We start from the raw sequence: 11172 nt of genomic DNA on the forward strand, positions 1-11172 counted from the left end.
CCCACCTCGACCCCGCGACCGCAACGGACCCCTCCAGGGGACCCCCGGAGAAGCCAGCCCTATCCACCACCACCATCGGACATATATCATATCTAGACGCCATTCTCATCCAGATGGGACGGTGCTATGCACATCCGGCCTGGCAGTAGACACACTCGCCGGGCACCGCCCGCCGCGGTAGCCGGCCGCGTCGCCAGTGCAGCCGGCAGTTCGGACGGCCGGCCGGTACGGCGAGGCCCGGCCCAGACGCCTACCGGACATGCGACGGAAACCGGCATCCTGGACACTGCTCGCAAAGCTCCCCCACGCCTCCGAGGGCCCGTACGGCATCCCGGCGCCACCGCACATCCGGGAGAACCGCTGAAACACCATCTTCCGGGTCGACAGTCCCGTCATCTCAGCCAACGGGAAGTCTTCGCCCCGTGACCAGCCGACCGCCATCCGGGGCCTGAAGTTCTGGGCTGGACGCCGGTATCGAGGCGCAGATGGACGGGGCCACCCGGAACGCGACGCCACCCAGCGGACCAGGGTCCACAGTTCCACCTGCGGTTCTTCCCTTTCCGTCGCCCTGGCCAGCCAGGGCGACCACTTCGCCGACCACTCGGCGCTATCCGGGTCCCTGATCGCCCTCGGGCGGTGATCGTGCCCCTCGTGGTGCTGCAGCAGCCACTCATCTAGGCCCCCGCTCAACAGGCAGCAAGGGCTAACTCCACTCAAACCCTCTGAAAGGACATGCATTGGATGACATCATGCTGGGCGTCATCGGCCTGGGTAACCGCAGCGACTTGGCCCAACTCGCCCATCGGCCCGGCTCGGGCTCGTTGGTGGCCGCCGCATGTGACCGCGACCGACGGTTGCTGGAGGTCGCCGAGGAGCGATTCGGTCCCCAGGTGAGGACCGCTGTGGACCACCACGACCTGCTCGATGCCGGCCTGGACGGCGTGATGGTGCTGACCCCGGACCACACCCACGAGCAGATCGGTCTCGACTTCCTCGAGGCCGGCGTCCCCGTGTTCCTGGACAAACCGATGGCGATCACAACCGAGGGATGCGACCGGCTGCTGGCAGCGGCCCGCAAGAACAGGACACCGCTGTACGTTGGCCACAACATGCGACACATGCCGGTCGTGGTGGCCATCCGCGAGCTTGTCGTCAGCGGGGCGATCGGAGAGGTCAAGGCCATCTGGTGCCGCCACTTCGTCGGCCATGGGGGTGACTTCTACTTCAAGGACTGGCACGCCGACCGGCGCTACACGACCGGTCTGTTGCTGCAGAAGGGAGCTCACGATATCGATGTCATCCACTGGCTTGCCGGCGGTTACACCCGGCGCGTGAACGCCATGGGCGGGCTGACGGTCTACGGCGGCATCAGCTCGCGCCGCGACCGTAGCGGGGAGCGGATGACCGATTGGCTGTCGATGGAGAACTGGCCGCCGCTGAGCCTGACCGGTCTCAACCCGGTTGTGGACGTCGAGGACCTGAGCATGATGCAGATGCAACTGGACAACGGCGTCTTCGCCAGCTATCAGCAGTGTCACTACACACCGGACTACTGGCGCAACTACACGGTGATCGGCACCGAGGGGCGGCTGGAGAACTTCGGTGACTCCGAGGGTGCGGAGGTCCGGGTGTGGAACCGCCGCAGCGACTACCGTGCCGAGGCCGATCTGGTGGTACCCGTCCCCACCTCGACCGGCACACACGGTGGTGCCGATCCGCTACTGGTCGCGGAGTTCCTGCAGTTCGTGCGCGAGGGCGGGGCCACCGTCACCTCGCCGGTGGCGGCCCGCGAAGCGGTGGCGGCCGGCTACGCGGCCACCGTGTCGCTGCGGGAAGGCGGAAGGGCCGTCGCCGTCGCTCCCGTGGACTCACAGGTTGCCGCGTACTTCGGACACGGCCAGAAGTGAGCCCGCCGGAAGGCTGACGGACAGCTCCTCCCGTCATCCGCAACACCACGAACCGGGAGGACATCGATGTCTGAAGCACACAGGCGAGCACTCGTCCTCCGCGGCAGTTGGGACGGCCATCCCCCCATCAAGGCCCGAACGCTTCGTCCCGTTCCTGAGGAGCCCGGGTACGAGGTCGTCGTATGTGGAGATTGACCGATCTCACTCAGTCGAGGCGCATGCTTACGGAACCCCGTCGTATTGCCTTCTGTCCCAGTGAACCCCGTCGTGCGGACGATTGCGCTGGGGTGTTGGGCGCCGACGACTGGCGGCGTACCGGCGAGTCGTGACCCGAGCGGGAGCTCCCCCTGTTGATGGAACTCGACTCCAACCTGATGGGGATCACCGTGTAGCCGTTCCGGCTGCACGGGCATGACAGCGAACGGAAGCGTCCGCGCGCCCTGGACTACTCCCTCCGCCGTGCGGACGGCTCGGCGGTGGTCGTTGAACGTTCGAGCAGATGAGCGGCTCGAGCCGAAGGACGTCGAGGTGTGCCGCAGCCGCCAGTGGCGTGGGACCCCGCTGTGGTGGTGCGTCTGGCGGAACGGGCACGGGGCCAGGCGGCCTCGGTGCGGGCAGTGCCCGCCGGGCGCGGACGCCGGTCCCGACACCGGGTGGACGGCCTTCGTCGACCACGACGGGTAACCACGAGCCCAACGGCCTTGCCAGGTCACCTTCGTCGACTGCTTCCACTCGGAACTGCCTGGTCACCCGCGCTCCCCGCCCGTCTCCTCAGCCTGCTCGAGGCCCTGGCCTGAGCGCTGCTGCTAACTGCCCGACGAAGTGTGGTGGACACACCGCGACCCGGCCCGGGTCGCCGTCCGCCAGGACGTTCTCGTCAGGTTCACCCCCGCCGGACTCCAGCAGGCCCTGGCCGCCCAGCCGCACGACGCGCAGCACCTCGACGGCCGGGGTGAACCGACGCGCCAGGCCGCCCACGAGAACGCCACTGCGCGGACCACGCGGGAACCAGCCAGCCCTGCTTCCGCGCCGAGGTGGAGAGTAATCAGGCCGTCGCCCGCGGCGAACACCCCATGGCGGCGATCGAGGACCACGAGACCACCGAACTCACCGGCCTGCCGCCGAGGAGGCCGCCCGCCGCCTGGAGACGTTCGGCGCACGGCCCGCTTCCACAGCAAGGTCATCCTCGATGGCAACCGGCTGCGGCGGCCCGTGGCCAAGCACGACCCGGCTGTCCATCCCGGCCAGTACATCACCAGCGTCCACAACCACACCAGGCCCTCCGCGCTCGCGCGCTGCGGGTGCATCGAAGGGCTGCCCGGCCACGGCGGCTGGAAGCCCCTGGTTCGCCGCAACGTCGCCCTCACCCCGGAGAACACCGCAGCCTGGCAGCGCAAGATCCACCGCATCACCCGTCGCCTGGCCCCTGCGGCCCGCTGCTTCGCAACGGGCCGCAGTCCCGCCGCGAGGAGATCGCCGCGTTCCTCCTTCGCGGTAGCGAGGTGGGGCGTCAGCGCCGTCGTCGCACGTCCCGCGGCCCGAAGGAGGAGAAGCGTCATGACGCCGGGCTCAGAAGGGCCAACCGTCGGCAGTATGAGCTGGTTGCACCTGGCACGAGGAAACCGACGCACGAGTCAACGTGACAGCGCACCGCATGTGCGCCGAACAGGGTCCCGCGCGACCCAGTTCCCCTCCGGCTGGATGTACCAGATCTATCGTTTGCCAACTGTGGGACATAACTGCGGTTCATCTCTTGACGTGGCCTTGCGCGGACTTCGATACTAGGGGCGCCCTAGAGGGGCCAACGTCGGGGGAGAAGCGATCACCCTTGAGGAGCGTGAGACCCCAGAGAGTCTGAACCATGTGCCAGATTCGGACGGTGGGGGCGGGATGCCCCAGCGCATCGTGGAATGACAAGCCAGCGAAACGCCACTGCCCCCGACACCGACGGGTAAGGAAGAGACGCATGACACGCAATCCGAGACTCCTCAGCACAGTCGCCCTCGCGGGTGCTCTCCTGTTGGCCGGGTGCACGGCCGGAAGTACTGATACGAGTACGTCGAAGGGCGGCAAGGCTACCCTGACCTTCCTGACCTTCGAAACGCCCAACCTCGATGCGAAGTACTGGGACGCGGCGATTGCCCGTGCCTCGGCGAAGGTACCCGGGGTGACCGTCAAGAAGCTCGTCTCACCCAGTGCCGACCGCACCGGGTATGCGAAGCAGTTGGACAGCACGGGCCAGTTTCCGGACATCATGATCGGCTTGAATCCCGCCGGATTTGCCGAGGCAGGTAAGTTGGCCGAGTGGTCGGATGAAGACCTTGAGAATTACATCGACCCCCGCGCCAATACGTACGACGGAAAAGTCTACCAACTTCCGTATGCGACCCAGGCGACGTTTGTCTACTATAACAAGAATGACTTCGCTAAGGCGGGTATCGATACGCCGCCCCGTACCTACAAAGAGCTGCTTGACGCCAGCGCCAAACTGAAGGCGAAGGGGATCAATCCATTTGTAGTCGGTGGGGGTGGAAAAGATTCCTGGGCCGACATGTTCCCGCTGATCTGCACGGTGGCAACCGACGTCTACAAGGAAACTCCGGACTGGTTGGCCCAACGCCGCGCGGGCAAAGTTAAGTTCACCGACCCGGCTTTCGTCGCCGCTGCGCAGAAGGTCGCCGACCTAGCCGAAAAGGGCTACATCGACCGGGCGGGGCTGTCACGCTCCTACGCGGACACCGAGCAGGCCTTCCGTGATGGCAAGGGCGCCATGTACCCGATGGGCAGTTGGTTCTCCGCCTCTGCCGACGCGAAGAAGCCGAGCTTCGAAACCGGCGTGTTCGCGTGGCCCACCGACCATGGCTCGCCTGCCCTGCCAGGCGTCACCGGCGGGGGGATGACTGTGAGCTCCAAGGCATCGGACGTAGACCTGGCCAAGAAATGGGCGAAGGCCTTCATGGAAGACGAGAAGAACCTCAACGCTGCCGTCAAGGCCGACGCACTGATCATTGCCATCAAGGGCTACACACCCCCTGACAACATGGGGCCCGTCTACGAAGAGACCGTGGCTGCGTATCGACGGGCCCAGAGCGCCGATGGAGTCGTCAACTCGTTCTCCCAGGAGACAGGCGACGGCTCCTTGCCACCAGGCCTGGCGGACAAGGCCGCGGCAGGCGTTCAGAAACTGCTCAGCGGCGGCATGACGGCCTCGGAGTTCGGCGCCTACATGGACTCACAGTGGACCAAGGCCACCCGGTGAGGCGTGTCCGTACCCTAGCCCCGCCGGAACGTTCTCCTGCTGCGCCCGGAGGGCCAGGTGCAGCAGGAGAACGGCAACAGACCATGGATCTGAAGAGGTCTCCGCGATCGCTCCGGCGGGCACGTTCGAGAGACGGACTGACCCGCTTCGCCGTCTTCGCGGCCCCAGGACTGCTGGTCTACCTGGCTCTCGTGCTCGTGCCCATCGGCATTACAACCGCCTACAGCTTCACCAACAAGAACCCCTTCAACCCACCGACCCATTGGGTCGGCCTGGACAACCTGACCAGCCTTGTCTCGGATGACGAATTCCGCAAAGCCTTGTGGAACACGATCATCATCACCGGGATCGTGACCATCGTTACCAACGCGGGTGGGCTGGCGATTGCCATGCTCCTCGATCGACGCGGCTGGCTGTACAACATGCTCCGCAGCGTGTTCTTCGTCCCGGTCGTCCTCAGCGCAGTGGTGGTCAGTGTCATCTGGCAGACGATCCTCGTCGACGACGGCCTGCTCAACTCCAAGCTGCGCCAGCTCGGTATGAGTGATCCACCGGGATGGCTCTCCAACCCGGATCTCGCTCTCTATACGGTCTCGTGGGTCATCGCCTGGCAAGGGATCGGGTTCTGCGTAGTGATATATCTGGCCGGGCTTCAAGGCATACCGCAGGAATTGCACGAAGCGGCAGCAATCGATGGCTGCGGGCCAATGATGCGGTTCCGCCATGTCACCTGGCCGATGCTGGCACCCGCCGTCACGATCAACACGGTGATGTCGCTGATCGGCGGATTCAAGGCATACGACCAGGTCCAGGTCCTCACCAACGGCGGTCCCGGTCCCGGTACCACGTCCACCCTTGCTTTCCAGGTGGTTCAGACGGCGTTCAACGGCAACCACGTGGGTTATGCCTCTGCGATGGCTGTAGTGATGCTGGTCCTGGTCGCGGCCGTTTCGGTGATCGCGCTCGGACTTCTACAGAAACGCGAGGTGTCTTCCTGATCATGAACAAACCCAGGGTTTGGCTTCGTCCCGCCAGCGCGCTGCTCGCAGGCCTTGTGTTCTTCCTGCCGATCTACCTCGTGCTGGTCAACGTGTTCAAGGACGGTTCGGCGATCGTGTCGAACCCGGTCGGGGTCCCGATCCCGCCGACCTTGGACAACATTCAAGGTGTGCTCTCCCGACCGGACCATCTCTTCTGGTACGGGCTGGTCAACAGCACGGAGGTCACCGCGATCTCCATCATCATCATCACCGTGATCTCCGCCATGCTCGGCCACTTCCTGGCGCGGTCTACCGGCGTTCTGGCCAAGGTCGCCATGGTCGCGCTGTTGTGCGGCCTCATGGTGCCGCCGGCGGTCATCCTCACCCCGCTCACCGACGTGCTCCGGGCCCTTGGTCTCATGAGCACCGTGCCCGGTCTGATCCTGGCGTACGTCGGCTACTACATGCCGTTCGGAGTCTTCGTCTTCGCCGGATTCGTCAAGACGATCCCACGTGAACTCGAAGAGGCAGCGGCCATCGACGGCGCCGGTGCGTTCCGTGTCTTCTGGCAGGTGGTCTTCCCCCTGATGCGGCCGGCATCAGCCAGTGTGCTGATCTTTCTTGGCGTCTGGATCTGGAACGACTTCCTCAACCCGCTCATCATCTTGGGTCCTGCCGCCGGCACCACGGTAACCGTCGGAATCTATCGCTCTATCGGCGAGCACCAGGCGGATTTCGGCTCCGTCTTCGCCTTCATGTTCCTGGCGACACTGCCCATTCTCGTCTTCTACCTGGCGTTCCAGAAGCAATTCGTCAAAGGTCTCACCGGTGGAGCGACGAAAGGCTGATCACGTGGCTTCGGGGCGAGGACCTGTGGCATCACCGCTCCGCCACCGCGCGTCCGGATCGTGTACGGTCCCCCGTCGTGGGGGCCTGCTCCCAGAGCTGGACGGCGCCGGCCGGTGGATCGGGGGAGCCGTGGCCCATCCGGGCAAGGTGGTTTGCATGGGCCCGAAACATCGCGGGTCAAGCGCAGAGTACCGAGACATCCCGACATGGCACGGTGGGTTCTTGAAGGACCCCAGAGACCTGGTTGGTACCGTCGACCCTGGGCCCACGGGGACCGGTGGGAGGAGGCTCGCGGTGGTTGTCGGCCGTAACGTCCACTACCCGGACTCCCATCAGAAGGCCCGGCCAGCGGCAGACCTGCGCTGCAGTCCTTCGCAGCCCGAAGGGAAGATGTTGACGGAACCTGCGGGCCTGCGCCTCGTGACCGGCGGCGTCTCCGGAAACAGGCCTGGCCACCGCCGAACTGCTGTCCAAGCCCACCGGTGAGATCGCCCACCTCACCGACCTCATGTCCGGCCCGCGCCCACGGCCCACCGCGGGTTGACCCCCGAGTACCCGGCCCGGCCGCGGCGGACGGTGAACCCAAGCGGTCCGGGCGGGAGCCCAAGTGAGAGGCATTTCCGAATCCATGCGCAGCAAAGCAACCGGGCGCACTACCACCGCCGTCGGCGGACTGTCACTGGGCGCCGCGGCCCTCGGGAACCTGTTCAACGCGATCAGCGATGAGGATGCGGCCGCCACGGTGGAGGCCGCCTGGGACTGTGGGATCCGCAGCTTCGACACCGCCCCGCACTACGGACTGGGTCTGTCCGAGCGCCGGCTGGGCAACGCGCTGCGCACCCGACCGCGTGCGCAGTACTCGCTCTCCACCAAGGTCGGCCGCCTGCTGCGCCCGTGCGCCGGACCACACGGTGACGACCTGGCGAACGGCTTCGCCGTCCCGGCCACCCACGAGAGGGTGTGGGACTTCAGCGCCCGCGGTGTGCGCACCAGCATCGAGGAGAGCCTCACCCGGCTCGGGCTGGACCGGGTGGACATCGTCTACCTGCACGACCCGGACGACCACGAGCGGGAGGCCTTCGACTGTGCTTACCCGGAGTTGGAGCGGATGCGCGCGGAGGGCACGATCGGCGCGATCGGCGCCGGCATGAATCAGACCGCGATGCTGGCGCGGTTCGTCCGCGACACCGATGTCGACGTGGTCCTGCTGGCCGGCCGCTACTCGCTGCTCGACCAGAGCGGGCTGGCCTCCCTGCTGCCCCAGGCGGCGCAACGCGGGGTGTCCGTGCTGGTCGGCGGGGTGTTCAACTCGGGCCTCCTGGCGGATCCCAAGCCAGGTGCGACCTTTGACTACGCACCAGCCGCAGCACACATGCTGGACCGGGCGCAGACCCTGAGAACCGTGTGCGAGGCGTTCGAGGTCCCGTTGCGGGCAGCCGCACTGCAGTTCCCGTTCGGCCACCCAGCGGTTGCCGGTGTCCTGCTCGGGGCGCGCAGCGCAGCAGAGGTGGCGGATGCCGCTGCGATGATCAGCCACCCCATCCCCCCGGACATGTGGCTGGCGCTGCGTTCCCGGGGACTGCTGCCCTGGGATGTGCCGGTGCCCGCCCCTCGTCATGACGGAAGGCGTCGCTGATGTGGATGGCGCCGTTCCTCACCTGAGACAAGGACCTGCTCACCTGGAAGGGGAGGTGTTCATGACCACCATCGACGCCCACGTGCACGTCTGGGACCTGTCGGTCCGCGACCAGGACTGGCTCACCGGCCCCGAACTCGCACCGCTGCGACGCGACTTCACTCTCGATGACCTCCGCCCGCAGGCCACGGCCGTCGGCGTGGACGCCAGTGTGCTGGTGCAGACGATCTGCGTGCCGGAGGAGACTCCCGAGTACCTGACCCTGGCCTCCGGCGACCGGCTGGTGGCCGGCGTCGTCGGCTGGACCGATCTGACCTCTCCCGCAGTCGCCGACGCCCTGGCCGAACTGTGTGCGCTGCCTGGTGGCGACCGTCTGGTCGGCATCCGCCACCAGGTACAGAGCGAGGACGCCCCGGACTGGCTGCTGCGCCCCGCAGTGGATCGCGGTTTGGCCGCCGTCGCGTCGGCCGGTCTGGCATACGACCTGGTTCTGCGCCCGGAGCAGCTTTCCTCAGCGGTGGAGGTAGTCCGCGGCCGACCCGAACTCACCTTTGTCCTGGACCACCTGGGCAAGCCCCCGCTCCGCCCGCGTCGACAGGACACCTGGGCTGCGGACCTGCGTGCCCTGGCCCGGCTTCCCAACACCGTGGCCAAGCTCTCCGGGCTGGTCACCGAGGCCGACTGGCACACCTGGAGCCTCGCGGAGCTGCGGCCGTTCGTGTCGGTGGCTCTGGAGGCATTCGGCCCGCGTCGGCTGATGTTCGGCTCGGACTGGCCGGTATGCACACTGGCGGCTGACTACGGGCAGGTGGTCGCAACCAGCCGCGAGCTCCTCGCGGACCTGTCGGAGCACGAGCGGAAAGAGGTTCTCGGTGGGACGGCCGCCCGGGTCTACGGCCTGTGACGCGCGGCAGGCAGGCGACATGAGGGGCGGGCGCAACTGCGCCCGCCCCTCATGTCGGTGTCGCCTTCGATGTCACTCGAGGTGGAAGATCTCTTCGGCCGGTGCCCACCACTGGCCGTCGCTGATGCTGTCCAACGGCTGCTGGCAGGGGTCGGTGCGGGCCCACCACTCGCGGGTGATCGGGCAGTCGGCGATGAGCGCGGTGTCGGCCGCGTAGTCTTCGCCGGTGTACTCCAGGTAGCTGATGAGCAGACCGTCGCGCAGGAAGATCGAGTAGTTGCCGATGTTGGCACGCTTGAGAGTCGCCAGCACTTCGGGCCAGGCCTCCGCGTGCAGCGCGCGGTACTCGGCCTCTAGTTCCGGATGTAGGCGAATGACCGCGGCGTGGCGTTGGACGGGCATGATGTCGCCTCCATTGTGTGAGGGGTCCCCAGTGACCCGCCGGCTGCTCTGTTGGGTCGGCGGGGAGTTCGTCACCAGCCCGGCTGGCCGAACCCGATGCCAGGGGCCGTCGGAGCCTTCACCAGACCGTCCGCACCCACCGCCGGCTCGCGCTGCACGGGGTTGGTGTACACCAGGGACTCGTAGTAGGTGGTGTTGGGTATCGCCATGCACAGATGGGCGTTGACCACTCCGCTGCCGTGCACCTCGGCCCGGAGCTGGTAGCTGTCGGCCAGATGTGCGACGCGTAGCGCCCCGGTGATCCCGCCCTTGTACTGTGCGCTCGTCCTGACCCGGCTCGCCGTGCCGGCTGCGATGTAGTCGCCGACGTTCAGGTGCGCACCGTCGGAAGTTTCCGCGACCAGCAGGGGGACCGTGACCCGCTCGGCCAGCCAGCGGTAGGCGGTCACGCTGAACTCGCGCATCGGCTCCTCATACCACAGGTAGCCCGCTTCGGACAGCGCATGGCCTACGTAGAGCGAGTCGGCGAAGTCGAAGCCGGCCGAGCCGTCGTACATCAACGGGACATCGTCACCGACGTGCGCCCGCAGCTTCTGGCACAGCTCCGCGTCCGCTCTCGGGTCGCCCCAGGCGTGCAGCTTGATGGCGGAGTAGCCCAACTCCAGGCATTGGTCGGCGACGTCGAGGTACTCCTCGACGCTGCCGAAGGTGACGGTGCTCGCGTAGGTGGGGATGGACTCGCGGTAGGCGCCCAGCATCTGGTGGAGCGGCTGTCCAGCAGCTATGCCGGCCAGGTCCCACAATGCCACGTCGACCAGGCCGAGAGCGTAGATCGGAAGCTCCTCGATTCGGTCCAGCTCCCACATCCGCTGCCACAGCAGCTCACGCATCAGCGGGTCGCGACCGATCAGGTCCTCACGGATGCGACGGTTGACCAGGTCGGCGACGATCAGCCCGCGCCTCGTGTGCGCCTCGCCCACCAGACCCTCATCGGTGTGGACGCGCAGGATTCCGCCCACCACCGCTACCTCCGAGCCCGGCAGCCCGGCCCGCCACCGGAAGGGCGGCTGAGCGGGCAGGTCGACCATTTCCACAGTCACGTCGGTGATTCGCATGGATGTCCTTCACGGCTGGAGTCTGGGGTTTAGGGGTGGGTGTTGTCGGGTGTGACGCGGCGCCAGATCTCTTGTTGGAATTGCTGGGCGGTCAGGTCGATGTGTTCGGCCATCAGGGTT

8 protein-coding genes are annotated in these 11172 nt (G+C 66.6%); 6 read left to right on the forward strand and 2 right to left on the reverse strand.

Annotated elements, in window-relative coordinates:
- Positions 1 to 737 precede the first annotated feature (737 nt).
- The 6 genes from A3IG_RS0125445 to A3IG_RS0125470 all read left to right on the forward strand — a co-directional run bounded on the left by A3IG_RS0125445 (position 738) and on the right by A3IG_RS0125470 (position 9535).
- Positions 738 to 1907, forward strand: a complete 1170-nt coding sequence (locus A3IG_RS0125445) for a Gfo/Idh/MocA family protein (protein ID WP_018386414.1) — start codon at positions 738 to 740, stop codon at positions 1905 to 1907.
- A 1966-nt stretch (positions 1908 to 3873) separates the two neighbouring features.
- A complete protein-coding gene (locus A3IG_RS0125450) occupies positions 3874 to 5166 on the forward strand; it encodes an ABC transporter substrate-binding protein (RefSeq protein WP_018386415.1) in 1293 nt (430 codons plus the stop codon).
- Between the two features lie 83 nt (positions 5167 to 5249).
- Complete coding sequence (locus A3IG_RS0125455) at positions 5250 to 6164, forward strand: carbohydrate ABC transporter permease (protein ID WP_086019987.1); 915 nt, start codon at positions 5250 to 5252, stop codon at positions 6162 to 6164.
- A gap of 2 nt (positions 6165 to 6166) precedes the next feature.
- Positions 6167 to 6994: a carbohydrate ABC transporter permease gene (locus tag A3IG_RS0125460; RefSeq protein WP_018386417.1), complete on the forward strand. Its 828-nt coding sequence runs from the start codon at positions 6167 to 6169 to the stop codon at positions 6992 to 6994.
- A 629-nt stretch (positions 6995 to 7623) separates the two neighbouring features.
- Positions 7624 to 8631: an aldo/keto reductase gene (locus A3IG_RS0125465; RefSeq protein WP_018386418.1), complete on the forward strand. Its 1008-nt coding sequence runs from the start codon at positions 7624 to 7626 to the stop codon at positions 8629 to 8631.
- 61 nt (positions 8632 to 8692) lie between these two features.
- Positions 8693 to 9535 (forward strand): amidohydrolase family protein, encoded by an 843-nt coding sequence (locus tag A3IG_RS0125470; RefSeq protein ID WP_026220656.1) that lies wholly within the window; start codon positions 8693 to 8695, stop codon positions 9533 to 9535.
- Positions 9536 to 9607: 72 nt separating this feature from the next.
- On the opposite strand, the gene A3IG_RS0125475 is transcribed toward A3IG_RS0125470, so the two are convergent.
- The gene (locus A3IG_RS0125475) at positions 9608 to 9937 is read right to left on the reverse strand and encodes an L-rhamnose mutarotase (RefSeq protein ID WP_018386420.1); all 330 of its coding nucleotides are present in this window, start codon (positions 9935 to 9937) and stop codon (positions 9608 to 9610) included.
- A 71-nt stretch (positions 9938 to 10008) separates the two neighbouring features.
- Positions 10009 to 11052, reverse strand: a complete 1044-nt coding sequence (locus A3IG_RS0125480; protein ID WP_026220657.1) for an enolase C-terminal domain-like protein — start codon at positions 11050 to 11052, stop codon at positions 10009 to 10011.
- Positions 11053 to 11172 lie beyond the last annotated feature (120 nt).

Origin of the sequence: Wenjunlia vitaminophila DSM 41686, assembly GCF_000380165.1 — a bacterium.
Taxonomy (GTDB): Bacteria; Actinomycetota; Actinomycetes; order Streptomycetales; family Streptomycetaceae; genus Wenjunlia; species Wenjunlia vitaminophila.

Coding starts and splice junctions, on each gene's coding strand:
- A3IG_RS0125460 (WP_018386417.1), top strand. CDS start 6,167: ATGAACAAACCCAGGGTTTGGCTTCGTCCCGCCAGCGCGCTGCTCGCA.
- A3IG_RS0125465 (WP_018386418.1), top strand. CDS start 7,624: ATGCGCAGCAAAGCAACCGGGCGCACTACCACCGCCGTCGGCGGACTG.
- A3IG_RS0125450 (WP_018386415.1), top strand. CDS start 3,874: ATGACACGCAATCCGAGACTCCTCAGCACAGTCGCCCTCGCGGGTGCT.
- A3IG_RS0125475 (WP_018386420.1), bottom strand. CDS start 9,937: ATGCCCGTCCAACGCCACGCCGCGGTCATTCGCCTACATCCGGAACTA.
- A3IG_RS0125470 (WP_026220656.1), top strand. CDS start 8,693: ATGACCACCATCGACGCCCACGTGCACGTCTGGGACCTGTCGGTCCGC.
- A3IG_RS0125480 (WP_026220657.1), bottom strand. CDS start 11,052: ATGCGAATCACCGACGTGACTGTGGAAATGGTCGACCTGCCCGCTCAG.
- A3IG_RS0125455 (WP_086019987.1), top strand. CDS start 5,250: ATGGATCTGAAGAGGTCTCCGCGATCGCTCCGGCGGGCACGTTCGAGA.